Genomic DNA, 24043 nt, shown 5'->3' with positions numbered 1-24043 from the left:
TTAGAGGAATTTATGTCTAGCAAGTGGTTAATTCTTGCAATCGTTGTATTGATCTACCTCCCTGTATCAATTGATGCAACCGTCCTCCATGTCGCAACACCGACTTTAAGTGAGTCACTTTCATTATCGGCAAATGAATTGCTGTGGATTATTGATATTTATTCTTTGGTCATGGCAGGTCTTATTTTGCCGATGGGGGCATTGGGAGATCGTATTGGCTTTAAAAAGCTCATGGTGATTGGTGGAATTCTGTTTGGCCTAGCATCATTGGCGGCCGCATTTTCTTCTACTGCATATGCACTGATTGGTTCACGTGCTTTATTGGCGGTTGGTGCAGCCATGATTTTACCTGCGACTTTATCTGCGGTTCGTAATACTTTTCTTGATGAAAAACAACGTAATTTTGCTCTAGGCATTTGGGCTACAGTTGGCGGCGGTGGTGCAGCATTTGGCCCATTATTGGGTGGTTTTCTTTTGGAGCATTTTCATTGGGGTTCAGTCTTCTTGATTAATGTTCCGATTATGCTTGCTGTCATTATTTTTACTATATTTGTCATTCCGAAACAGGCAGGGCAACCGAAGCAGAATCTTAACTTGTTACAGGCTATTGTATTGGTGGTTGCCATTCTAAGTATGATCTATGCGATCAAGACTGTGATGCACGGCTTTAGTATCTGGTCAGTTTTGATCTTTGCAGTGGGTTTTAGTTTATTGATTGGCTTTATTCGTACACAGCTCACATCAACCTCTCCAATGATTGATATTCAATTATTCAAACATCCTGTGATTGCGACAGGTGTAGTGATGGCGATTGTATCAATGATGGCTTTGGTTGGCTTTGAATTGCTGATTTCTCAGGAACTGCAATTTGTTTATCAGCTTTCACCGTTGGCAGCAGGGGCGTTTATTTTACCATTTATGATTGCGATCAGTTTAGGAGGCCCAGTCGCTAGTATGCTGGTCAACCGTTTCGGTCTGCGTTCAGTTGCATCTCTTGGTATGTTGATGAGTGCTTTAAGTTTATGGGGCTTGGCAAATACTGACTTTATGCAGGCGCAGATGCAAGCATGGGGCTGGATGATTGTTTTGGGTCTGAGTGTTGAAATTGCATTATTGGCTTCAACCTCTGCAATTATGTCTTCAGTGCCACCAAGTAAGGCGACAGCAGCAGGGGCAATTGAAGGGATGGCTTATGAACTGGGGGCGGGTCTGGGAATTGCCTTTTTCGGTTTGATGTTGTCATGGTTTTATGCAAACTCGATTGTGGTGCCAACCGATGTGCCACATAATATCATTGAACAGGTAAGCAGTTCGATTGGTGAGGCGGTTCAAGCTGCCAAGCAATTACAGCCAGTGATTGCTGAGCATGTGATTGAAGCTGCAAAACAGGCTTTTAGCCAATCGCATCGTTCAGTGCTGAATGTAGCAGCTCTATTATTCTTGGTATTGGCAATTTTTATTTGGTTTGCTTTGCCGAAGAGAGTTTTTTCAGCAGAAGAATAGTTGGTTTACCCTTATCCAAATTAGGTTTGGGTAAGGGTCTGCTAAAATAAAAAAATAAGGTGTTAGTACTAAAATTTGATAGCGTTAGAGCAAAATCCAATATTAATAATTTGTTATGCTGTAATAAAGGTTCATAAATCTAGTTTTCAGTGCTAATAATGAAATGATATACTAATTTTTCATATATTTTGCAATAACTTATAAAATGAAAAAGATTGCGCTATTTCTTACATTAATCGCTTTGATGGGATCAACCTCAACACAGGCTTATGAAGCAGAGCCAACAAAAAAAGATATGAAGGAATTCTATGCTTTATTAAAAATTATTTACAGCGATATGCCTGCATTAATGAATGGATTTGAAGTTTTAATAGATAATGATTTTGATCTGAATAAAATTAAAGATAAAAAAACCGTTTGTGATGCGGTACAGGCAGCGGAAAGGATTACTTATATAGCTAATCAATCTAAAGTTCATCCATATTTTCAGAAATCAATCGAACAATTAAAAGAAACAATGCCTGAAGAGAATGCAAAGGTTATTAAACAAGGCCTTCAGGATAGTGGCTATACGTGTTTATAGTGAAAAAAAGGGATCAGAGCTGTATCTAACTTAATTGATCTGAAAAAATACCTTGTCTCAATAAGCTTAGATAAGGTTTTCTAAGGAACCTTAAGCTCGAAAGCACGTAAGATATTGCATAACTGAATCATTGGTAAACCAATCAACGTAGTTTGATCATCACCAACCATTTTTTCAAATAAGCTAATCCCCAAGCTTTCACATTTAAAACTACCCGCACAATGCAAGGGCTGATCTATTTCAATATAACGCTCAATTTCAGCCAGCGTCAGTTGACGAAATTTCACTTGGTAATGCTCAACCAGTGTGGCTTCAAAGCCAGACTGTAAATGTTGAACACTGAGCGCCGTACTAAAAAACACCGTTTTCCCTGAGTTTGCCTGTAATTGTTGAATGGCATTTTCAACACTCAAAGGCTTACCAATAAAGTCATAAGGCGCATGTTCACGCCAAGCGACTTGATCAGAACCAATCACAATCGCATTTGGATGTTGTTGTGCAATAACTTGTGCTTTCTGAAAAGCAAGGCGCTTGGCTAAATCATCTGCATGCAATTCACCCATTGCAGATTCATCAATATCGGGTGAAATGCAATCATAATCGAGCCTTAAACGATTCATTAAGTCTTTACGGGTTTGGCTGCTCGACGCCAAAATCAATTCAAACTGATTCACTAGACCGCATATTCCACAAGGATATTAAGCGGCACATAATGCAAAACCGCATTATGGCATGCATTCAACTTGATAGGTGGGGCATGACCTGCTTCGTATGCTTCAACCCAACGTGTGACACAGATACACCAAAAATCACCTGGTTTTAATCCAGGGAAACCCACTTCTGGTAAAGGCGTAATTAAATCATTGCCTACTTTTTGTGAGAAATTTAAGAAATCTGAAGTCATTTGCGCGCACATGGTGTGCTGACCTAAGTCCGTGACCGCCGTATGGCAAAAACCATTACGGAAATAGCCCGTGATCGGGTCATAGCAGCAACTAGATAAAGGTTCGCCAAGAACGTTTAAACGATTAATTTTAGGATCAGGATGAATAGACATAATAATACAAAGATTTAATGACGATGATTATCATAATCAAAAGTGAGCGTTTAGACAGCTTTTCTGCAAAAAAACTCACCTTTATTTCAGAGAATCATTTAAAATTGTGGCGTTTTTAAAATCAACTAGAGAGCCATCCATGAATTTTCAGCGCATGACTGACCTTGATTTAGCAGGTAAACGTGTTCTTATTCGTGAAGACTTAAACGTTCCTGTAAAAAATGGGAAAATTACCAGCGATGCACGTTTACGTGCTGCATTGCCAACCATTAAAGCGGCTTTAGAAAAAGGTGCTGCGGTGATGGTATTTTCTCATCTTGGTCGTCCTGTAGAGGGTGAGCCAAAACCAGAACAATCACTTGCACCTGTCGCTGCTTATTTAAGTAATGCTTTGGGTCAGGATGTTAAATTATTCACTGATTATTTAGATGGCGTTGAAGTTGAAGCGGGTCAAGTGGTATTACTTGAAAATGTACGTTTCAACCACGGCGAAAAGAAAAATAAAGAAGAACTTGCACAAAAATATGCAGCGCTTTGCGATGTATTCGTGATGGATGCATTTGGTACTGCACACCGTGCAGAAGCGTCAACAGAAGGTGTAGCGCGTTTTGCTCAAGTTGCTGCTGCGGGTCCATTATTGGCTGCTGAATTAGATGCACTTGGTCGTGCAATGCAAACACCTGAAAAACCAATGGTGGCAATTGTTGCTGGTTCTAAAGTATCAACTAAACTTGATGTATTAAATTCACTCTCTACGCTTTGTGATCAATTGATCGTTGGTGGGGGTATTGCCAATACATTCTTAGCTGCTGCTGGTTTTAATGTTGGTAAATCACTTTACGAAGCTGATTTGATTGAGACTGCAAAACAAATTGCTGCAAAAGTAAGTGTTCCATTACCGACTGATGTTGTGGTTGCTGATGCAAGCCAAATTAACTTTGAAGACTTCTTAGGTTCTTTGGCAAATGCACAAGCCATTGTGAAAAAAGTTGCAGATGTGACTGACACCGACATGATTTTAGATGTTGGTCCAGAAACAGCACAAGCTTTTGCTGAAATCTTAAAAACATCAAAAACGATTCTTTGGAATGGTCCAGTAGGCGTATTTGAAGTTGATCAGTTCGGTGAAGGGACGAAGGCACTTTCATTGGCGATTGCTGAATCTGCTGGTTTCTCAATTGCAGGTGGTGGTGACACACTCGCTGCGATTGATAAATATGAAGTTGCTGATCAAATTGGTTATATCTCAACAGGTGGTGGCGCATTCTTGGAGTTTGTAGAAGGCAAAACTTTACCAGCGGTTGCGGTATTGCTTGAGCGTGCTTAAGTTGAATTTAATCTTCTAATTTTCAAGAAGATTACTAAAAAGAGTCGATATCAATCGGCTCTTTTTACTTTTGTAAAATATTTCGTCATAAAAATGTCACATAATTGAAATATGCTTGTCACAACTTAAACAGTACCTGTGGAAAGCCGTGATGAAATTGAAATTAACCCTTGCCGCTTTAATTATTGCTCCGATGATGCTAACTGCATGTGGAAAGAAAGAGGAAGCGAAAAATGTTGAACAGCAAGAACAAGTAGCTTCAGATGTATCAGCACCGACTACTCCAGAGCAACAAGCTGCGATTGCTGCAATTGATAAACCAGAATTACAAGAGACGAAAACTGCTGAAGTGGTAAGTCCTGCTTCAGAAGTAGCTGCGAGCGAAGCTCACTAAGCTGCAATAACTGAAAAAGCCGATATTGAATATCGGCTTTTTTGTGTTTATGAATTGGCTTTACAATAAAAAGTCAAGGTTGTTTGATAGTCATCATCTTTGGCTAGAGATGCATTTTTACCCGTAATTGTTCCAATGACACCAGCAGCAGCCTCAACCAACTTTCCAGTTTGTTCATCGACTACACCTTTTAAAACTCCTTGATATGCCGTTTTTTCATCAACCACGACTGGTGATGTATTTCGGGTGCAGGTTTTTTGTGCCGCACTAATCGCATTGTTTTTTGCAATCAGATTGGTTTTACCAACCCCGGTCACTTCATATTGATTGTTTTCTTTTTGAATGGCGAGGGTATTGGTTGGTGTTGATGCACATGCAGTAAGTCCAAGTGCCAAGCCACCTAATAAACTCATGATGAACGTTTTTTTCATTGCTTGTTCTCAAGTCGTGATCTAATTGTATTATTTGAACATATAATTTTTGATTGCCTTTGCAGCTTATGTACAGTTTATAGTGAGACTCTGTTAAATTTCTCAAATTACTAATTAAGCAGGGATTAAACGTGGTAGAAATCAGTTAGATTATGCTAATCTAAACAAATCCTTGTGTTAGTTAGATTCATGTCAATGACGGACTCAAATATAGAGACAATTCATCAAAATATCCATCAACGTCAATCTATTGGGCAATTAATTGAGCCAGCACCGAATACACAACAACTCGAAAAAGCGGTACAAGCAGCATTAACTGCACCTGATCATCATCGTTTAAAACCCACTCGATTTGTGATCATTACACCTGAGCAACGTGCAGCATTTGGTGAGCATTTGGCAAAAGCTTTAGCTGACTTAGGTGAAAGTGATCCTATACAATTAGAAAGAGCCAAACATCATCCATTTCGCGCGCCACTTTTGGTTTTAGCACTTACGACAATTCAGGATCATCCGAAAGTCCCGCATTTTGAACAAATTTTAAGTACGGGTGCAGCCATTCAGAACTTTTTATTGTCTTTGCAAGCACAAGGTTTTGCAAGTATGTGGCGTTCTGGAGCCGTGGTAGAATCAAATTGGCTTAAACAACAATTGGGCTTAAAAGAGCAAGATTTAATTTCAGGTATTATTTATATTGGAACAGCAGCGAAAGCGATTGCTCCTCGTGCAGAAATAGATCCCCAAGAATTTGTAAAAGTGTGGCAAGTAATTTAATAATCTTATTTGTGAATGATTAAAGAAAGAAATTGGTTTCAGGATAAAAAATGACAGCGTTAAAATTTAGTGATTTAGTTGAGCCTGTGGCAGTAGATCAAAAAACAGCATTAAGAATTACGGTATTGGGCGGTGGTAGTTTTGGTACAGCAATGGCAAATCTAGCTGTGCGTAATGGCTGCGATACCATGATTTGGATTCGTGATGCGGCTGTAGCAGAAGAAATTAACCAAACTCATATCAACAAACGTTATTTGCCTGATTATCCATTAGAGCCTGCTTTACGTGCTGTTGCTGATCTAGAGTTAGCTGTGCGTGATCGAGATATTATTCTGGTCGCAATTCCTAGTCATTCATTTCGTGATGTTTTAAAACAAATTGCGCCGTTTATTACGGCTCAAGCGGTAGTTTCTTTGACCAAAGGCATTGAAGCAAAAACCTTTAGTTTTATGAGCGAAATTATTCGAGATGAACTACCAGAAGTCCCTTATGGTGTTTTATCAGGGCCTAATTTAGCAAAAGAAATTATGGCAGGCATGCCATCAGGAACAGTCATTGCAAGTGAATCGGAATTGGTTCGCTACGCGGTACAACATGCATTACATAGTGCATTGTTCCGTGTTTTTGGTAGTGATGATGTACACGGTGTGGAACTTGGTGGTGCATTAAAAAATATCTATGCGGTTGCCATGGGAATGGGCGCAGCTTATAACATTGGTGAAAATACCAAGAGTATGATTTTGACCCGTGCTTTGGCTGAAATGAGTCGTTTCGCTGTAAAGCAGGGTGCGAATCCTTTAACTTTCTTAGGGCTTTCTGGTGTAGGTGATTTATTTGCAACCTGTAATAGTCCATTAAGTCGTAACTATCAAATTGGTTTTGCACTCGGTTCAGGTAAAACACTTGATCAAGCAACCAAAGAATTAGGTCAAACAGCTGAAGGGATTAATACCATTGTTCAAGTGCGTGCCAAAGCACAAGAACTTGATGTGTATATGCCAATTACCAATGCTTTATATGAAGTCATTTTTGAAAATGCGCCACCAATGACGATTGCTTTATCATTGATGAAAAATGGTCATCGTAGTGATGTAGAATTTGTTTTACCGCACCATGAAGTCTAATCAAAAAACTGTCATCAATCATGGTTAAGATATAGGTATAAAAAATAAGGTCATTTTATGCAATTAACTTTAGTTCGTCACGGTGAAGCATCTCCAGCAATCAACGGCAATGATACACAACGTCCATTAACAGTGCGTGGGCATCAGCAAGCAGAGCAAACAGGGCATTTTTTAAAAGATGTCATTCAGCCTGAAATTTTTATTGTCAGCCCATTATTACGTGCCCAAGAAACTTTGGCACATATTAAGGCTCATTTTCATGGTATTCCTGTTTTAATTTGCGATAAAATTAAGCCTGATGATGATGCCAAAGATGCAATTGAGTGGTTATCAAAACTACCCTATGAATCTATTGCTGTGGTATGTCATATGAATGTTGTGGCACATATTGCAGAACAATTGACCCATGAGCGTTTTAATCCATTTGCATTAGCAGAAGTACGTATTTATGATCAAGCTGTGATTGCCAATGGCTTATCGACACAAAAGAATCATTTTACACCAACATTATAATTTATATATCCGCGATAGGATAAGGGTACTGAACACCGATGCTGTATATATGGATGCCCGAAACCAATGGAACATGGTATTGGTCGGCTGGGGAAAATTGGTTGCAGGCACACAGCCTTGAACAATTGATTCAAGACTTACAAGCGCATAATGGGAAAGAAGCTGTGGTGTATTTCCCAAGCCGAAATGCGCAAGTGCTACAACAGCCTATGACAAAGGCACATTACAAGCAATTGGGGCAAGAAGGGGTTAAATATCTCTTAGAAGAATATGTCACTTTGCCGATTGATCACATGAAAGTCGTTCATCATTTTCAAAATGATCAGCTCAATGTGATGGGCGTTGCTCAATCTACAATTGAAACATGGCAGCATGCGCTGAGTCTTTTGCCCATCCAAATTGCAGCATTTCTACCTGATTTCTTAATCTTGCCGACACCTGAAAAAAATCAGGTTGTTATTGTAAATCTCTATGATCATTTATTGATAAGAGAATCGGAATGGTCAGGTAACTCAGTCGATGATTTAGGTCTGTTCCTTGAGTTCCAAACACCTGAAACCCAGTATAAGTTGGCAAATCTCAATTCAAGCGAATTGGGGAGTGTTCTAGCGGCATCAAGCCAAGATCAATATGCTGAGTTTAGTTATCAATTTCAGCCATTGCTCAAAGCGAAACAACATCCTTTTAATGTTTTACCCAAATCAAAGAATGCAGAAGTTCAATGGTCAGGCTATTGGAAGGCTTCAGCATTGGTTTTATTCGCAGTGATTTTGGTTCAATTAGGTTATGATGCCTTACGTTGGTCTAAACTCAAAAAAGTTGCAGATCAGACCGCAGTTCAGGCTGTGGATCAATATAAATATTGGTTTGGTGAAAGTAGTCGTGTCACGGAACAAAATATTAAAAGTCAGTTTGAAAGCCAACTACGCATGAGTCAGCTTGGTGATACACAGGCACTTTCTCTGTTAAGCAGGGTTGGGCCGATTTTGATGCAAAAACAGATTATTGCACAGCAAGTCAACTATGATGCTTCGACTTTGGCAATGTCTTTAAAAGCAAGATCTGCGGATGATTTACAAGGATTAACTCAACAACTAAACCAACAAGGTTTCCAAGCTGAATTGGGCAATGTCCAAGCAGATTCAGTTGGTGCGATTGGGGTGGTAAAAGTAAAATAATGAAAACATTAACAAGTCTACAAAATAGTTTCGATCAGAAAATTGAAGCGCTAAATCAATATTTGCAGGGTTTGTCCGTACGTGAACGCGTGATGGTGATTTTTACGACGATCTTTTTGGTTGTTGTGATCATTGGCTTTGCCTTATGGAAAATGCATGCCTTGGCAGATCAACAGCAAAAACGTTTAAATGAATTGAAAGATTTAACGGTTTGGATGCAAAGTAATGCTGCAACGATGAAACCTGCCAATGATCTTGAACTATCGGCAGCAGATAAAATTCAACGTACAGCACAACAACAAGGTTTGGCAGTTTCTTCACAGCAAAATGGCGATCAAATACAACTTGTTGCTGAACACCAAAATTATGCTGTGCTTGCAAACTTTTTAATGCAACTATCGCAGATGGGATTAAGCATCCAAAAAATGGACATGGTCTCAAGCAATAACCAAATCAAGTTAACCGCAACCGTTCAATGATGAAGGAGTGTACAATTCCTTTAGAGAAATTTATCGTCAGTAAATTGGATATTTTTTAAATTTTATTTTGCACAGATTATACCTACGAATAGCTCTATTTCTTACCTTTGTGCACATAAGTTACCAGATTTCACATGTGCTGAACTGCTCAAATTGTGAAGCAATTAAATATGAAAAGTTACTAGTATTTGATTATAAAGCAACATGAACTTAAATAATCGTTTAATCATGAAGCACTCTGCAAAATAAGCCTATGTCAAGCATGGTGTTTTGTTGAGCCTATGCCTATAATACGGCTACTTGAAAAATCAGTAGACTGTGATTGGTATGTTATATTCATTGGCTCGCCCTTTGTTGTTTACTTTAGCACCAGAGCGTGCACATGAACTCACACTTTCTATGCTCGATAAAGCGCATAATTTTGGATTAATGCATCAAAAAACTGCACATAAACCCGTAACTTGTATGGGAATTGAGTTTCCAAACCCTGTTGGCCTTGCGGCTGGCTTAGATAAAAATGGCGCGCATATTGATGCTTTAGCGGCTTTAGGTTTTGGCTTTATTGAAATTGGTACCATTACACCACGTCCACAAGCAGGTAATCCTCAACCGCGTTTATTCCGTATTCCTAAAGCGAAAGCCATTATTAATCGTATGGGATTTAACAATGACGGTGTTGATCAACTTATTGAAAATGTTAAAGCTGCTCAGTTTAAAGGCATTTTAGGGATTAATATCGGTAAAAATGCAGATACTGCGGTTGAAGATGCTGTTTCTGATTATTTAATTTGCCTAGAAAAAGTCTATAACTACGCCTCTTATATCACTGTTAATATTTCTTCACCTAATACCAAAAATTTACGTAGTTTACAAAGTGGTGATGCACTTACAGAGCTATTACAAACTTTGAAACAACGTCAACTAGAACTTGCTAAAGAAAATAATCATTATGTTCCTTTAGTTCTTAAAGTTGCACCAGATTTAACACCAGAAGATATTACATTCATTGCTAAACAATTATTAAAATTTAAAATTGATGGCTTGATTGTTACCAACACAACATTGGGGCGGGAAGGTGTTGAAAACCTACCGAATGGCAATGAAGCGGGCGGTTTATCAGGTGCTCCAGTTTTTGAAAAAAGTACTGAGTGTTTACGTCAGTTTGCCGATGTTTTAGATGGTCAGATTCCTTTAATTGGTGTCGGCGGAATTTTATCTGGCAATCAAGCCGTGGTAAAACAGGAAGCGGGTGCAAGTTTGGTTCAAATTTATAGCGGACTTATTTATACAGGTCCAACACTTATAAAAGACTGTGTTAATGCGATGACAGTGTGAAATGAACACACTTGATATCATCATCCTGGTCATCTTGCTCATTGGAGGGCTGAACGGTTTGCGTCAAGGATTTATAAAAGCCTTTGCGAACTTGATCGGGTGGATATTCGCATTGGTCATCGGGGCAAAATACGCGGTCATATGGGCACCTGCTATGAGCAGTTTGAGCCAAGATCCTGTTGTGCAAAAAATTGCAGCTTTTGCTTTCATCGTATTAGTAATTGTGATTTGTACTTGGATTATCACAGCTCTACTAAATGGGCTCTTGAAAAGTTTAAAATTGGGTCCATTAAATCGTTTAGCAGGTGGTGCATTTGGTTCGTTAAAAGGTTTGTTAATTGTCTTGATTGCAATGCAGGGCGTTGGCCCTTGGGTGAATAGTTCACCACATTGGAAACAGTCAAAGTTTGTACAAATTTTATTGCCTTACGCACCTTTAGCAACTGAATTATCCAAAGATGCCGCAAATGAAGCTATCCATCAAATGACATCTGAAGGTGCGTTATTACATCGCCCTTCAACTGAAATGAATGAATCAGAACGTGCTTCAGTAGATCAACGTTCTGATCATTCAACGAAAAATCCTTTTTATTGATTGGGGTTAAACCCCGTTCCTAGCTTGTCGCGAGGTTGCTATGTGTGGAGTTGTTGGGATTGCCGGTAAATCGCCAGTAAACCAAATGTTATTTGATGCCTTGACGATGTTGCAACATCGAGGACAAGATGCAGCAGGGATCGTAACTTGCCATCAAGGGCGTTTATTCCTCCGCAAAGATAATGGTATGGTGCGAGATGTATTCCATACCCGTCACATGCGTGCTTTGCTTGGTAACTATGGTATTGGGCATGTTCGTTACCCAACAGCAGGTTCATCAAGTAGTGCAGAAGCTCAACCGTTTTATGTGAACTCTCCCTACGGTATTACGCTTGCGCATAATGGTAACTTAACCAATGCCGCAGAAATTCATGACGACCTGTTCACAACAGATTTACGTCATATGAATACAGATTCTGACTCTGAAGTTCTGCTCAATGTCTTTGCACATGAATTACAGAAAATCGGTACTTTGAATCCAACGCCAGAAGATATTTTTCATACGGTATCTCGTGTTCATGAACGTTGTAAGGGTGCGTATGGCGTTGTTGCCATGATTACAGGTCATGGTTTGGTTGGTTTCCGTGATCCAAATGGGATTCGTCCTTTAGTTTATGGTTCTAGAGAAACTGAGCAAGGGGTTGAATATATTATTGCGTCTGAGTCTGTTGCAATTACAGCACTTGGATTCAAAGTTGAGCGTGATATTGCACCAGGTGAAGCAGTTTTTATTAACTCTAATGGTGAATTATTTACGAAACAATGTGCAGTAAATCCTGAATATCGTCCATGTATTTTTGAATATGTGTACTTTGCTCGCCCAGATGCAACAATTGATGGTATTTCAGTTTATAAAGCCCGTTTAAAAATGGGTGAGAAACTTGCCTATAAGATTTTAAGAGAATGGGGTGAGGAACACGATATTGATGTCGTTATCCCAATTCCAGATACCAGTCGTACGTCTGCTTTAGAGTTAGCAAATATTTTAGGTGTGAAATTCCGTGAAGGTTTTATGAAAAACCGTTATATCGGTCGTACCTTTATTATGCCAGGTCAGCAGCAACGAGAAAAATCAGTTCGCCAAAAACTAAATCCTGTAGAGCTTGAGTTTAAAGGTAAAAACGTTTTATTGGTTGATGATTCGATTGTACGTGGCACAACGTGTAACGAAATCATTCAAATGGCACGTGATTCAGGTGCGAAAAAAGTGTTTTTTGCTTCTGCTGCACCTATGGTGAAATATCCAAACGTATATGGTATTGATATGCCAGCAAAATCTGAGTTAATCGCCTCAGATCGTACGGTTGAAGAAATTCGTGACATTATTGGTGCAGATCGTTTAGTTTTCCAAGATTTAGAAGATTTAAAGAACGCAGTTCGCACCAGTAAAGTGCCTGATTTAAGAGAGTTTGATTGCTCTGTATTTGATGGTGTCTACGTTGCTGGTGGGATTGATAGTGACTATCTCAAAAAGCTTGAACAAAAACGAAATGACTCAGCAAAAAAGAAAGCAGATGGTTATATTGATGTAAACATTGATGCTTCTTCTGTTGATTTAACAGGTATTAAAGAAGAGTAATCATTTTAATCGTTAGAAAAGCGGGAAATTCCCGCTTTTTTATTTTATGATACGAAAGTTGCTAATATAAACAATGTAATCAGGGAAATTTACATTGAAAGAAATGAGCCATTACTTAATTGAAAATAAGAATATTGCATGGTCAGTAAGCTTTTGTTTGCTTGCAATGTTGTTGACTGTTTTTATTCTCAATCTGATTTTGGGGCTAGTTGTACATTTTTTTGATTATACTCAACCAATTTGGTGGCATGTTCTTAGTCCATATTTCATTCTTTTATTGATTTTAGTTTTAGTGTGGTCTGTTGGTGCGGAACTCTATGTTTTACGTGAAGGTGGACATTCACTGGCGAAACAGTTAAAAGCACGACGTCTAGTTTTTGATGAAAGCACGCCCGAAGAAAGTACTGCATTAAAAGTAGTGGAGCGGGTTGCCCAAAGTTTTTCGATAGATACGCCTGCTGTTTATGTACTTCCCGATGAGGTAGGTGTCAATGCTTTAACAGCTGGTTTTAAATCTCAAGATATTGTCATTATTTTAACGTGGGGCGCTTTACAGAATTTGGATGAATTAGAACTTTATGGTTTACTAAGCTATGAATTTAATCAAATTTTATCAGGTGAAGCTGTAGAAAATACTAAATTAAAAATTTTGTACAGTGGTTTAACAACTTTTAGTCAATGGGGCAGTAAGCTAGCACAAGCTGGATATAATCCTTACGCCACTTCTTATCGAAACAAATTTGAAACCATTTTCGTCGCGATTGGCGGTGTTATTTGGCTGATTGGAAGCCTAGGTATTTTAATCACGCGTTTGATTAAATATTTGACTTTGAGTGGGCGGACTTTTCGTAATGATTTAAAAACCATGCGTTTAATGAATAATAATGCCAATACTCAGACTTTATTACGTATTTATGTACATCATTCAGGTTCACAAATTCATAGTGCTTATTCAGAATCCATTTCACATATGTGTTTTGCAAATTCACTCAGCCCACAAAGCTGGATGAATATTCATCCGAGTATTAAAGATCGAATTTATGAGCTGAATCCAACCTTATTACAAGATTTACAATTAGAAAATCTGAGGAAATTGCGTAATCGGCCTTTATTCAGTTTATTTCGTTCTTTAGAAGAGGAAATGACAGATATGACCCTACCATGGAGTTCACCAGAGCCTTTACCATTGCTGCGCTTATCGCCAATTAGTTTTGCCTTAAATGATGCGATTAAACCTTTAAATTCTGTGATGCGGAAAAATAAAAAGCGTCCTGAGTTAATACAACGTGCAATGCAGACTGCGACAGGTTCCAGAGAAGTGATGGTTGCAATTTTGATGATTCGCCAATATCGTGAATTTATTCCGCAAGATGCACCAGTCAGCCATGCAATTGTCGACTCATTATTGAATTTGGATGGTCGAATTCATGTACAGATTTTTCATGATGCATGTAAAAATATTGGGCATATGCCAACGAGCATTGCACGTCAATTCTTGACCAAATTAGCATCTATTATTCAAGAGGATGGAGAGGTTGGCTTACTCGATGCACTGCTTTTGGAGCGGGTAAAGCGTGAGTTAAATCTTATGCCTGCGCACTTGCCAACCTCATTTGAAGATGTGAAAGCACAAATTGTACATTTAATAGATGCTTTATTACATGTTCAGCAAATCAATAGCCCAAATCAACTTGAGGTGCGAGAGCGTATTTTTCAGCAAATTTTAGCGCCTGAAGAAATGCAAATCTATGCCGATATTTCTGATGAACCACTTGATTTAGCAGAAATTTTAAATGATGTTTCTGGATTATTATTGCGTGACCGTCTCAATATTTTAGCGATTGCAGAGCGATGTTTATGGAGTGATCGAATTATTACCCAAGATGAATTGGATGTCTTGGAGTTGCTATATTGGCGTTTAGGCTTTGATACACGTGAAGTCGTTGAACAAATGCAAAAGAAAAATAGTTTGATGATTATTTAATTATAAATCTAGAGTGATCTAAGCTAAAACGTTACGTGACAATCACATAAAATCGCTTAATTTCAAGGTAAGCTTGCCATTTATTTTATTCTTGAATTACGTATTTTTTTGAGTAAGTTATGCAACATATTGAAATTTTAAAAGCTTTATTTTTAGGGTTTATTGAGGGTCTCACTGAGTTTTTACCTATTTCAAGTACAGGTCATTTAATTCTATTTGGTCATATGATTGACTTCCACTCTGATGATGGTCGCGTGTTTGAGGTAGTGATTCAGCTTGGTGCAATTTTGGCTGTCTGTTGGTTATACCGACAAAAAATTTTTGATCTAGTTAAAGGTTTTTTTAGTGGTGATTCAGAAGCACGACATTTTGCTTTCAGTGTTTTAATTGCATTTTTTCCTGCTGTAATAATTGGGATATTTGCAGTCGATTTCATTAAAAGTGTGCTATTCAGCCCACTTGTGGTCGCAATCGCACTGATTGTTGGTGGTCTGATTATTTTCTGGGTTGAATCCAAGAATTTTGATCATAAAACAACTGAAGCGACAAAAATTACGTATAAGCAAGCTTTTTTAGTCGGTTGTGCACAATGCGTCGCGATGATCCCTGGAACTTCAAGATCAGGTGCAACCATTGTTGGCGGAATGTTTACAGGTTTATCACGTAAAGCAGCAACAGAATTCTCTTTCTTCCTTGCGATGCCGACGATGTTAGGGGCTGCAACCTTTGACTTGATTCGAAATGCTGATGTGCTAACACAAGACAATATGTTGAATATAGGAGTTGGTTTTGTGGCTGCTTTCTTTTCTGCGTTATTAGTGGTCAGTGCTTTAGTTAAATTTGTTGAACGTCATACCTTACGTGTATTTGCTTGGTATCGGATTGTATTGGGCATTATTCTATTATTTGTTTTTCTATAAAAATTAAATCTCCCTTTTAGAAAAATTACTAAAAGGGAGCGATTCTAAGTTAAAATCCTTTTCCTTTATTTTCCTTTTGATGTTTAGAACTGGTTCGATAGCAAGATGACAATAGCTAAAATGAATGCCCGAGATTTAATTGTTGACTTACTTTTAGGATTGCAGGGTCGAGAGATCTCGATTAAACAAATTATTATCGCAGCGAAGCTTTTTGAAATTAGTGAAAATAGTATTCGTGTCGCTGTAACTCGATTATCTAGTGATGGTGTGATTGAGGCGATAGAACGAGGCGTGTATCAATTCACGGCTAAATCACATGAGTGGGCTGATGTGATGCTGAATCGTAAAAATGGAATTAAGCAAACTAAACAATGGGAACAGCAATACTTAGCGGTTTTTACAGGGGAGTTAGGGCGTGTTGATCGTACAGCTTTAAACCGCAGAGAAAGAGCATTAAAACATTTTGGGTTCAAAGAGTTGGAGCAAGGGATTTATATTCGTCCTGACAATTTAGCAATTTCATTTAATGATATCTTTTTAGCATTACAAGCTTCTGGTTTAGAGCAAAGTGCTAAAATTTGCCAAATCAGCCATTTTGATGAAACAACTTTAGCGAATATTCCTGAACTGTGGTCAACTCAAACATTAAACCAAAACTATAAGAAATATAGTCAAATGATCCAAAAGTGGTTGGAAACAGTTGAACAATTGACTTTAGATCATGCAGCAAAAGAATCTTTATTGCTTGGTCGTCAAACGATTTCTTTATTGATGAATGATCCGTTGTTGCCTGAAGACTTTGTTGATGTACAGTTACGAGAACAATTTGCTCTGAGTGTTCAACAATTGGACCAGACAGGCCTAGAGTTATGGCAAAGGTTTTATGACGTAAATTTAACTCAATATTACTAAAAATCTATTTTTAATCTATTGACAGAAATATTACTTAATTTAAAATAAAAATTATATTTATGTATTTTATAAGAATAGTCATGGGTAAGAATATGAATACACGTACAGCAATCAGTGATTTATTCACACGTGAAGAAATCACTGAGTTGACAGCAAAGTCAGATTTACATGGAATGTGGGCTGTTTTTTCAACTTGGGCGGTGATTGGTGGAACTTTCGCTGCTGTTGCAGGCTTTTGGGAATATTTACCGAATTGGGGTAAATTATTGTTGTGTATCGCGGCTTTAGTCATTTTGGCAGGTCGTCAGCTGGCATTGGCTATTATCATGCATGATGCTTCACACCAAAGTTTATTTAAAACCAAATGGCTCAATGATATTGCAACGGATTGGCTCTGTGCCCGCCCGATTTGGAATGATTTAAAGAAATATCGTGCGCATCACTTACGTCATCATAGTAAGACTTCTACTGTGGATGATCCTGATTTGTCGCTTGTTGAAGGTTTTCCAACCTCAAAAAAATCGTTGATGCGTAAATTCTTTCGTGATGTCTCAGGGGTAACAGGCTTAAAATTTGCACTTGGACGTGTGCTAATGGATGTCGAGAAAATGGAATGGACGGTGTCAAATGACCGTCGTTGGATTTCTCAAGAGGGGCGTCATTGGACAGATTATCCCAAAACATTTTTAAAAAATAGTGGTGGTGCAATAGCAACCAATGCTGCTTTATTTTCAGTGTTATGGGCAGCAGGTCATCCTAAATTGTATGCCCTGTGGGTACTGGCATATGTCACACCTTTTCCATTGTTATTACGTGTTCGTTCTATGGCTGAACATGCTGGAATGGAGACCAGTAATAGTGCTTTAACTAATACTCGTACTACAAAAGCAGGCTATCTTGCCCGTGCTTTGGTTGCGCCTATCCATGTGAATTTCCATAAAGAACATCACTTAATGGCAACAGTTCCATATTTTAAGTTACCTAAAATGCACCAGATGTTATTAGAGCGTGGACATGTTCCTGAGCCTCCTAGTTATTGGCAAGTCTTAAATGAACTTTCAGATCAAGCTGATTAAATGTTTGTTTATAGTTTTAGGCATAATTTAAAAATAATCTAAGTCATTTGGGATGTATTGTTATGGCGCTTAGTAAGCATGAAATTACTCATTTTTTGGCACAGGAATTTCCTCAAGCACTCGAAAAAACAACTATCGAAGAGATTAGTCCTAAAGGGGCACGGTTACTTTATAAAATCGATCAGAACGATTTACGTCCAGGTCAAACTGTATCAGGCCCAACCTTGATGTTGGTGGCTGATTTCGCGCTTTATGTTGCGATTATGGGACATTTAGGTCTAATTGCTATGGCTGTTACAACTAATATGACTATTAATTTTTTTCGTAAACCTAATGGAAATCAAGATATTAAAGCTGAGTGTAAATTAATCAAAGTTGGTAAAACATTAGTTACAGGTGAAGTGTGGCTATATTCTTTGGATGATGAAGAACCAGTTGCGCATGTGATTGGAACATATGCGCTTCCACCACGATTAGCTCAGTAATTATTTGGCTAAATTAGAATTGTTTAAAACGATCGTGTTTATATAGCAATTGACTGGAAATTCATAAAAAAAATAAACCTTGTCATAGGATAATGATCATTGATCGGGTGTGATAAAGAAATCAATCTTATCGAGCAAGAATAAATGATAATTAAAAATACTTTAATTGGGTTAGCATTATTTGGATGTGCTATATCAACTCAAGCTAAACAGACCGTTTGTGTTTTTGATCCAGTCGGCAAATCGGGTGATGCATTTGCATTAGCAAAGGATTATGCACTTGAAGCTAAAAAGTGGGGTGCAGATATTGATTTACGTGCTTATGTTGATGAGCGAGTCGCAGCAGAAGATTTGAAAGTTGGACAATGTGATGGTGCGATTATTAGTGGTTTGCGTGGTCGTCAATTCAATAAATATGTAGGATCGTTGGATGCAATTGGTGCATTAACAGACTTAAAAACAGCAATACTTGCCTATCAATTGCTATCTAAACCACAAGCAGCAAAAAGTATGCTTAATGGTCCTTATGAAATTGCTGGTTTAGGAACGATTGGTCCTGCTTACCTCTTTGTAGCTGATCGTAGTATTAATACTTTAGCCAAAGCTGCTGGAAAGAAGATTGGAGTATTCGCATATGATGAAGCTCAACCTAAACTTGTTGCTCAAGTTGGTGCTCAAGCGGTTTCTGTCGATGTCACCAATGCTGGTGCAAAATTTAATAACCATCAAATTGATATTGTCCCAGCACCGATTGTTGCTTATAAACCCTTTGAACTCTATAAAGGTTTAGGGGATAAAGGCGGGATCGTAAAATTTCCATTAACACAAATTTCAGCAAATTTTATTATTCGAAAGGATAAGTTTCCTGAAGGATTTGGGCAAAAGTCTCGTGAATGGGTAGCTGGTCAACTTGGTCGTACATTTAATATAATCGCAAAATATGAAAAAGAAATTCCAGAAAAATATTGGATGAATATACCCCCTGAAGAGCAGCTTAATTATATGAAAATGATGCGCGAAGCTCGTATTTCTTTAACCAAAGCGGGTATTTATGATCCTAAAATGATGAACTTTCTGAAAAAAGTGCGTTGTAAGCAAAACCCAAATAGTTTTGAATGCGCCCTTAATGATGAATAAAGCATAGTTTACAATTATGAAAAACCTCTTTATTCATTGTAATTAAGAGGTTTTTTTATTAATTCTCAGATGTTAACTTTTAAAAATCATAACAACATTTAAGTATGCGAAAGAGTAAGAACATGCTAAAACTAAATCTGTTCAAATTTATTTGTTCTTACTATTTTCGATTGATATGACGCTACCACTAGACTTAACACCTTTATCGCAAATTGAGTCAAATCAAGAACATATTTTAGCGATTAAACGTAATGATTTACTGCCTTTGCTCAACGATACACATCGTTTGAATAGCTATGCTGATCATTTAGTACAAGCACAGTGTGTTTTGCTAAAGGGTGTCGATCCAAAGCTGAATCAGCAACTAAGTGACGTGATTACTCAGATTATTCAGCAATTATCCGCTTCAAAAAAGTACCTAGGCGGTCGCCGTTTTAATGCTTTGCAAAAATGGTTAGGTATTGATGTTGAATACGATGCGGGACAAATCAAGTATGTCAAAGATTTAGACCATTTAATCAGTGAAGCAAATCATTTAAGCCAAAGATTGCAAATCGAAATTCAGAAATCACAATCACGCTTACAGCAAGTATTGGGTTTAAGAACGCAAATGGCTGCTTATATTCAGGCAGCTGATGAATTTTTAGCTGAATATCCCCAATTTAGTAAGCAACCAGCACTTGATCATTTTGTAGAACGCCTTTCGAAAAAAATAAATACTTTGCAGACCTTACAGACCAGTAATGATATTGCGATGAAACAGATGCAGTTGTCACAAAATTTATCTTTTAGTCTTCTTGATCGTTTTAAAGAAGCACAGCAGGTATTGATTCCTGCATGGCAATATCATTTAGAACAAAGTCGTGAGTCACAGTCGATGGCTAGACTAGATCGACTAGATAAAAGCCGAGAAGAATTAATTCAAAATTTGAAAAAATCATTACAGAAATAAGAGGGAAAGAAGATGTCAGATTCAGAACTTAGCAAGCGTTCAAATGAGCTTGAACTCAAGCCAGAGCAACGCTTTGAGCAACTAAATTTAAAAGAATTAGGTTTGCAGCCTCAAGACGTTGCTGAAGTCATGGACGCACACCAAGAACTTGCAGAAATAAGTACCACTGCGGTAGCTGAATACGGTAAAAATATTGCCAATAAGACTTCAACCTATACCGATGAATTGTTGAATCTTGTTCAAAATAAAGATTTGGATGCGACAGGGCAAAAACTCAATGAGGTAGTACAAGTTGCTCAGCAATTGAATACCTCTAGTATTCTTAATAAATCCAAAAACTCAGGTTTCTTGGGTGGATTACTGAGCAAATTTAAGGGTGCAAAACAAAGTTTCGATCAACATTTTAATACCACCAAAGAACAAATTGATGTCTTGGTCAAAGAGATTGAAAGCTCACAGTCAGGTCTTAAAGCACGTGTGGGGACATTAGATAAAATGTTCGATGCGGTACAGGATGAGTATAAACAGCTTGGTGTTTATATTGCTGCAGGGCAATTAAAACAGCAGGATATTCAGCAACAGATCTCAATGCTCACATCACAAGAGCAGGATCAACAAACGACGCAACAGATTTATGATCTTAATCATTTGGCGAATAATCTTGAGAAAAGAGTCAGTGATTTTCAGGTTTTACAACAATCTGCGATGCAAACCTTACCGATGATTCGGATTATCCAATCGAATAATTTAATGTTGGTAGATAAGTTCTATGCCATTAAGAACATTACACTACCAGCATGGAAAAATCAGATTAGTTTGGCAATCTCGTTGCAAGAGCAAAAAAATAGTGTGCAACTTGCCAAAGCAATTGATGACACCACCAATGAATTATTGCGCCGCAATGCTGAATTGTTGCATCAGAATTCGGTTGACACTGCTAAAGCCAATCAACGTTCAGTGATTGATGTGGAAACACTTGAACATGTGCAAAATACCCTCATTAAAACAGTAAATGATGTGATTCAAATTCAGAAAGAAGGGATGCAAAAACGTGCGGAAGCCACCACGCGCTTACGTGCTTTGCAAGAGAATTTGAATCATTTAGTACTTGAGCATAGCCAACCACCTAAATCTTGATATTGCTAATTTTTGAAGGAAAGATCATTGTCACCCATAGACGATTTTAGTGTACAACCGATTGACCAACGTTTAGATGTTTTAAAAAAGCGTCAGCGGCATCTCATGATTTGGTTTATTTTGACCTGTACCTTGGTTGTTGTCACAGTTGCATCATTGGTTTGGCAAAAAGAATTTGTCTATCGTTTCTTTGATCTTTCCACGCATGTTCAGGCATTAGATTTGCCTTATCATGTTCAAGAGTTGGTGCCATTTAAACAGCCAGTCGATTATTTTTTTAATTTACTGTCATGGTTTGGTTGGTTGTTTCTAAAAATTTTGGTTTCGTTTATTGGGGCATTTTTACTGCTCAGTTGGATGAAGAAATTTAAGTTTTTTCAGCAACGTTTTCAGGCATGGTCACAACGAATTTTGGCTTGGGTGATTGCTTTTATTCTGCTTTGGTCGGGTCTGAGCTACATTCAATACGATTGGAAAGATGAAACCAAGCAGGCGTATCAACAATGGATGAGCTATCAAAATAATATTGTTGAAAGTCAAATTGCTCAAGATTTACAGCAGGCTAATATTTCATCGACGGAAAAAGCCTATGTGTTGGCACAAGTGGCTTTATTGCATCAACCTGTCGATCGTAAAACTGCCAATGTCTATGTGAATCAATTGATTGTCGCTGAGAAGAATAACCCGATTCAGTTTAAACAATATGATTTTAAGTCTGAACAGTTATGGGTCATGCAGCAACAGCTCTACGGTAAAAGTATCACCTCAATTACACAACCTTTAGATATCCGTGCGCAACAAGCTGAGCGTATTTCTCAGATTGTGAAGCTAATTTTATGGGGATTGATTGTATTGGCTGTCGCTTTAAGTACGGTTTTATATGTGCTTGCCAAAAACTTTAAAAATCGTCGTGTTCGAATTACCCAAAAATTGGATGCCTGATAAATTCGGGTTCGGTTTATCCGATTATTTTCATAAAAACATACTGTTTTACCTATTTATATATTTTGCGTACTATAGCTTCATTGAATGAATTTAGCTGATTTAAACTGCTTAGAATTTGGAGAAATACATGTTAGATCAAAATATTAAAACGCAATTAAAAGCTTATTTAGAACGTTTAGAAAGTCCAATCGAGTTGGTCGCTGCTTTAGATGACTCGGACAAAGCCGCAAAGATCAAAGAACTTGTGACTGAAATTGCAGAACTTTCTGATCAAGTCACGGCACGTTTTGATGGTTCAAATACTCGCCGTCCTAGTTTCGGTGTAGCCAAAGCAGGCGAACAACCACGTGTGTTCTTTGCTGGTTTACCGATGGGACATGAGTTCACTTCTTTGATCTTGGCTTTATTACAAGTGTCAGGTTATGCGCCTAAAGTGTCTGATGATGTGTTAAATCAAATCAAAGGCTTAAACTTGAACTCAAATTTTGACGTGTTTGTCTCATTGAGCTGCCATAACTGTCCAGATGTGGTTCAAGCCTTAAACTTGATTGCCATCTACAATCCAAATGCAACTGCAACCATGATTGATGGCGGTTTCTTCCAAGATGAAGTTGAAGAACGTAAAATCTTGGCTGTGCCAATGCTGTTCCAAGACAACGAACATATTGGACAAGGTCGTATGACTTTGGAAGAAATTGTTGCTAAGTTAGATACCAACTCAGCTGAGAAAGATGCCACAGCACTCAATGCCAAAGATGCTTTTGATGTATTGGTGATCGGTGGTGGCCCTGCAGGTGGTACAGCGGCGATCTACGCAGCACGTAAAGGCATCAAAACAGGTATCGTTGCTGAACGCTTTGGTGGTCAGGTCATGGATACCATGGACATTGAGAACTTCACCACAGTTCAAAAAACCGTAGGTCCAAAGTTTGCTCAAGATATGGAAGCGCATGTACGTGAATATGGCGTGGACATTATGAACTTGCAACGCGTGAGTAAAATCACAGGTGCAGATCAAACTGCCAATGGTCTGGTTGAAGTTGAATTGGAAAATGGGGCTAAGCTTGAATCGAAAACCATTATTCTTTCAACAGGTGCACGTTGGAGAGAAATGAATGTACCGGGTGAAGCTGAATACCGTACCCGTGGTGTAGCGTACTGCCCACACTGTGATGGCCCACTCTTCAAAGGCAAGCGTGTTGCGGTGATTGGTGGGGGTAACTCAGGTGTAGAAGCAGCAATTGACCTTGCAGGAATTGTAGAGCATGTGACGTTAGTTGAGTTTGATACCAAGCTTCGTGCAGATCAAGTGTTGCAAGACAAGTTAAATAGCTTGCCAAATACCACTGTGATTTTGAATGCACTCAGTACAGAAGTGGTGGGTGATGGTGCTCAAGTAACGGCGTTGAAATATAAAGATCGTGCCACTGATGTTGAACATACGGTAGAACTTGCCGGAATCTTTGTACAAATCGGTTTATTACCGAACACCGATTTCTTGAAAAACAGTGCCGTTGAACTCAGCAATCGTGGTGAGATTGTGATTAATGATCGTAACGAAACCAATGTCAAAGGTGTATTTGCCGCAGGTGACTGTACCACCGTGCCGTACAAGCAAATCAT

General features: G+C 38.3%; 25 protein-coding genes. 22 read left to right on the top strand and 3 right to left on the bottom strand.

The window, feature by feature from the left end; translation table 11 throughout:
- Nucleotides 1-12 precede the first annotated feature (12 nt).
- Complete coding sequence (locus tag C502_RS0106575; RefSeq protein ID WP_018678035.1) at nucleotides 13-1503, top strand: MFS transporter; 1491 nt, start codon at nucleotides 13-15, stop codon at nucleotides 1501-1503.
- Between the two features lie 205 nt (nucleotides 1504-1708).
- Nucleotides 1709-2086 carry a hypothetical protein gene (locus tag C502_RS0106570; protein ID WP_018678034.1) on the top strand — a complete coding sequence of 126 codons (378 nt, stop codon included), beginning with the start codon at nucleotides 1709-1711 and terminating at the stop codon, nucleotides 2084-2086.
- Nucleotides 2087-2166: 80 nt separating this feature from the next.
- Here the strand turns inward: C502_RS0106570 and C502_RS0106565 are convergent, their stop codons facing one another.
- A complete protein-coding gene (locus tag C502_RS0106565; RefSeq protein ID WP_018678033.1) occupies nucleotides 2167-2760 on the bottom strand; it encodes a Maf family protein in 594 nt (197 codons plus the stop codon).
- Nucleotides 2760-3143 carry a DUF2237 family protein gene (locus C502_RS0106560; protein ID WP_004878785.1) on the bottom strand — a complete coding sequence of 128 codons (384 nt, stop codon included), beginning with the start codon at nucleotides 3141-3143 and terminating at the stop codon, nucleotides 2760-2762. The genes C502_RS0106565 and C502_RS0106560 overlap by 1 nt, the downstream gene beginning before the upstream one ends.
- Before the next feature lie 139 nt (nucleotides 3144-3282).
- Here C502_RS0106560 and C502_RS0106550 point away from each other — a divergent pair, with 139 nt between their 5' ends.
- Entirely contained in the window at nucleotides 3283-4470 is a 1188-nt protein-coding gene (locus C502_RS0106550) for a phosphoglycerate kinase (protein WP_018678031.1), read from the top strand.
- 151 nt (nucleotides 4471-4621) lie between these two features.
- The gene (locus tag C502_RS0106545) at nucleotides 4622-4864 is read left to right on the top strand and encodes a hypothetical protein (RefSeq protein WP_018678030.1); all 243 of its coding nucleotides are present in this window, start codon (nucleotides 4622-4624) and stop codon (nucleotides 4862-4864) included.
- A 47-nt stretch (nucleotides 4865-4911) separates the two neighbouring features.
- Here C502_RS0106545 and C502_RS0106540 read toward each other — a convergent pair whose 3' ends face one another.
- A complete protein-coding gene (locus tag C502_RS0106540) occupies nucleotides 4912-5295 on the bottom strand; it encodes a hypothetical protein (RefSeq protein WP_018678029.1) in 384 nt (127 codons plus the stop codon).
- 195 nt (nucleotides 5296-5490) lie between these two features.
- On the opposite strand from C502_RS0106540, the gene C502_RS0106535 reads away from it, so the two are divergent.
- The 18 genes from C502_RS0106535 to ahpF all read left to right on the top strand — a co-directional run.
- Nucleotides 5491-6069: a nitroreductase family protein gene (locus C502_RS0106535; RefSeq protein WP_018678028.1), complete on the top strand. Its 579-nt coding sequence runs from the start codon at nucleotides 5491-5493 to the stop codon at nucleotides 6067-6069.
- Nucleotides 6070-6119: 50 nt separating this feature from the next.
- On the top strand, nucleotides 6120-7193 hold the full coding sequence (locus C502_RS0106530) for an NAD(P)H-dependent glycerol-3-phosphate dehydrogenase (protein ID WP_018678027.1): 1074 nt from the start codon (nucleotides 6120-6122) through the stop codon (nucleotides 7191-7193).
- A 57-nt stretch (nucleotides 7194-7250) separates the two neighbouring features.
- On the top strand, nucleotides 7251-7706 hold the full coding sequence (sixA, locus tag C502_RS0106525) for a phosphohistidine phosphatase SixA (RefSeq protein WP_018678026.1): 456 nt from the start codon (nucleotides 7251-7253) through the stop codon (nucleotides 7704-7706).
- 38 nt (nucleotides 7707-7744) lie between these two features.
- Entirely contained in the window at nucleotides 7745-8884 is a 1140-nt protein-coding gene (gene gspL / locus C502_RS0106520; protein WP_023274548.1) for a type II secretion system protein GspL, read from the top strand.
- Complete coding sequence (gene gspM, locus C502_RS0106515; RefSeq protein ID WP_018678024.1) at nucleotides 8884-9363, top strand: type II secretion system protein GspM; 480 nt, start codon at nucleotides 8884-8886, stop codon at nucleotides 9361-9363. Before gspL ends, gspM begins: the two co-directional genes overlap by 1 nt.
- Nucleotides 9364-9690: 327 nt before the next feature.
- Nucleotides 9691-10698 (top strand): quinone-dependent dihydroorotate dehydrogenase, encoded by a 1008-nt coding sequence (locus C502_RS0106510; protein WP_023274549.1) that lies wholly within the window; start codon nucleotides 9691-9693, stop codon nucleotides 10696-10698.
- Between the two features lies 1 nt (nucleotide 10699).
- The gene (locus C502_RS0106505; protein ID WP_018678022.1) at nucleotides 10700-11293 is read left to right on the top strand and encodes a CvpA family protein; all 594 of its coding nucleotides are present in this window, start codon (nucleotides 10700-10702) and stop codon (nucleotides 11291-11293) included.
- Between the two features lie 40 nt (nucleotides 11294-11333).
- Entirely contained in the window at nucleotides 11334-12872 is a 1539-nt protein-coding gene (purF, locus tag C502_RS0106500; RefSeq protein ID WP_018678021.1) for an amidophosphoribosyltransferase, read from the top strand.
- Nucleotides 12873-12966: 94 nt separating this feature from the next.
- Nucleotides 12967-14856 (top strand): M48 family metalloprotease, encoded by a 1890-nt coding sequence (locus C502_RS0106495; protein ID WP_026315761.1) that lies wholly within the window; start codon nucleotides 12967-12969, stop codon nucleotides 14854-14856.
- Nucleotides 14857-14975: 119 nt separating this feature from the next.
- Nucleotides 14976-15776, top strand: a complete 801-nt coding sequence (locus C502_RS0106490) for an undecaprenyl-diphosphate phosphatase (RefSeq protein ID WP_018678019.1) — start codon at nucleotides 14976-14978, stop codon at nucleotides 15774-15776.
- Between the two features lie 105 nt (nucleotides 15777-15881).
- The gene (locus C502_RS0106485) at nucleotides 15882-16688 is read left to right on the top strand and encodes a PaaX family transcriptional regulator C-terminal domain-containing protein (RefSeq protein ID WP_023274550.1); all 807 of its coding nucleotides are present in this window, start codon (nucleotides 15882-15884) and stop codon (nucleotides 16686-16688) included.
- Nucleotides 16689-16780: 92 nt separating this feature from the next.
- Entirely contained in the window at nucleotides 16781-17764 is a 984-nt protein-coding gene (locus tag C502_RS0106480; RefSeq protein ID WP_026315760.1) for a fatty acid desaturase family protein, read from the top strand.
- Nucleotides 17765-17826: 62 nt separating this feature from the next.
- On the top strand, nucleotides 17827-18249 hold the full coding sequence (locus C502_RS0106475; protein ID WP_018678016.1) for a PaaI family thioesterase: 423 nt from the start codon (nucleotides 17827-17829) through the stop codon (nucleotides 18247-18249).
- A gap of 144 nt (nucleotides 18250-18393) precedes the next feature.
- Complete coding sequence (locus tag C502_RS0106470; RefSeq protein WP_018678015.1) at nucleotides 18394-19386, top strand: putative solute-binding protein; 993 nt, start codon at nucleotides 18394-18396, stop codon at nucleotides 19384-19386.
- 175 nt (nucleotides 19387-19561) lie between these two features.
- Nucleotides 19562-20338: a hypothetical protein gene (locus tag C502_RS0106465; RefSeq protein ID WP_018678014.1), complete on the top strand. Its 777-nt coding sequence runs from the start codon at nucleotides 19562-19564 to the stop codon at nucleotides 20336-20338.
- A gap of 12 nt (nucleotides 20339-20350) precedes the next feature.
- Nucleotides 20351-21475, top strand: a complete 1125-nt coding sequence (locus C502_RS0106460; RefSeq protein ID WP_018678013.1) for a toxic anion resistance protein — start codon at nucleotides 20351-20353, stop codon at nucleotides 21473-21475.
- Nucleotides 21476-21502: 27 nt separating this feature from the next.
- The gene (locus tag C502_RS0106455; RefSeq protein WP_018678012.1) at nucleotides 21503-22417 is read left to right on the top strand and encodes a hypothetical protein; all 915 of its coding nucleotides are present in this window, start codon (nucleotides 21503-21505) and stop codon (nucleotides 22415-22417) included.
- A 130-nt stretch (nucleotides 22418-22547) separates the two neighbouring features.
- Nucleotides 22548-24043 (top strand): alkyl hydroperoxide reductase subunit F (gene ahpF, locus C502_RS0106450; RefSeq protein WP_018678011.1); only part of this gene is annotated, 1496 nt, incomplete at its 3' end.

The organism is Acinetobacter tjernbergiae DSM 14971 = CIP 107465 (assembly GCF_000374425.1).
GTDB classification, from domain to species: Bacteria; Pseudomonadota; Gammaproteobacteria; order Pseudomonadales; family Moraxellaceae; genus Acinetobacter; species Acinetobacter tjernbergiae.
This window is presented reverse-complemented; position numbering and strand designations above follow the sequence as displayed.

What these genes read in the sequence shown, in the direction of transcription:
- C502_RS0106545 (WP_018678030.1), top strand. Translation starts at nt 4,622, where the DNA reads ATGAAATTGAAATTAACCCTTGCCGCTTTAATTATTGCTCCGATGATG.
- C502_RS0106470 (WP_018678015.1), top strand. Translation starts at nt 18,394, where the DNA reads ATGATAATTAAAAATACTTTAATTGGGTTAGCATTATTTGGATGTGCT.
- C502_RS0106570 (WP_018678034.1), top strand. Translation starts at nt 1,709, where the DNA reads ATGAAAAAGATTGCGCTATTTCTTACATTAATCGCTTTGATGGGATCA.
- C502_RS0106505 (WP_018678022.1), top strand. Translation starts at nt 10,700, where the DNA reads ATGAACACACTTGATATCATCATCCTGGTCATCTTGCTCATTGGAGGG.
- purF (WP_018678021.1), top strand. Translation starts at nt 11,334, where the DNA reads ATGTGTGGAGTTGTTGGGATTGCCGGTAAATCGCCAGTAAACCAAATG.
- C502_RS0106560 (WP_004878785.1), bottom strand. Translation starts at nt 3,143, where the DNA reads ATGTCTATTCATCCTGATCCTAAAATTAATCGTTTAAACGTTCTTGGC.
- C502_RS0106475 (WP_018678016.1), top strand. Translation starts at nt 17,827, where the DNA reads ATGGCGCTTAGTAAGCATGAAATTACTCATTTTTTGGCACAGGAATTT.
- C502_RS0106465 (WP_018678014.1), top strand. Translation starts at nt 19,562, where the DNA reads ATGACGCTACCACTAGACTTAACACCTTTATCGCAAATTGAGTCAAAT.
- C502_RS0106490 (WP_018678019.1), top strand. Translation starts at nt 14,976, where the DNA reads ATGCAACATATTGAAATTTTAAAAGCTTTATTTTTAGGGTTTATTGAG.
- C502_RS0106530 (WP_018678027.1), top strand. Translation starts at nt 6,120, where the DNA reads ATGACAGCGTTAAAATTTAGTGATTTAGTTGAGCCTGTGGCAGTAGAT.
- C502_RS0106460 (WP_018678013.1), top strand. Translation starts at nt 20,351, where the DNA reads ATGTCAGATTCAGAACTTAGCAAGCGTTCAAATGAGCTTGAACTCAAG.
- C502_RS0106550 (WP_018678031.1), top strand. Translation starts at nt 3,283, where the DNA reads ATGAATTTTCAGCGCATGACTGACCTTGATTTAGCAGGTAAACGTGTT.
- C502_RS0106510 (WP_023274549.1), top strand. Translation starts at nt 9,691, where the DNA reads ATGTTATATTCATTGGCTCGCCCTTTGTTGTTTACTTTAGCACCAGAG.
- C502_RS0106535 (WP_018678028.1), top strand. Translation starts at nt 5,491, where the DNA reads ATGACGGACTCAAATATAGAGACAATTCATCAAAATATCCATCAACGT.
- C502_RS0106480 (WP_026315760.1), top strand. Translation starts at nt 16,781, where the DNA reads ATGAATACACGTACAGCAATCAGTGATTTATTCACACGTGAAGAAATC.
- C502_RS0106575 (WP_018678035.1), top strand. Translation starts at nt 13, where the DNA reads ATGTCTAGCAAGTGGTTAATTCTTGCAATCGTTGTATTGATCTACCTC.
- gspM (WP_018678024.1), top strand. Translation starts at nt 8,884, where the DNA reads ATGAAAACATTAACAAGTCTACAAAATAGTTTCGATCAGAAAATTGAA.
- C502_RS0106540 (WP_018678029.1), bottom strand. Translation starts at nt 5,295, where the DNA reads ATGAAAAAAACGTTCATCATGAGTTTATTAGGTGGCTTGGCACTTGGA.
- C502_RS0106485 (WP_023274550.1), top strand. Translation starts at nt 15,882, where the DNA reads ATGACAATAGCTAAAATGAATGCCCGAGATTTAATTGTTGACTTACTT.
- gspL (WP_023274548.1), top strand. Translation starts at nt 7,745, where the DNA reads ATGCTGTATATATGGATGCCCGAAACCAATGGAACATGGTATTGGTCG.
- sixA (WP_018678026.1), top strand. Translation starts at nt 7,251, where the DNA reads ATGCAATTAACTTTAGTTCGTCACGGTGAAGCATCTCCAGCAATCAAC.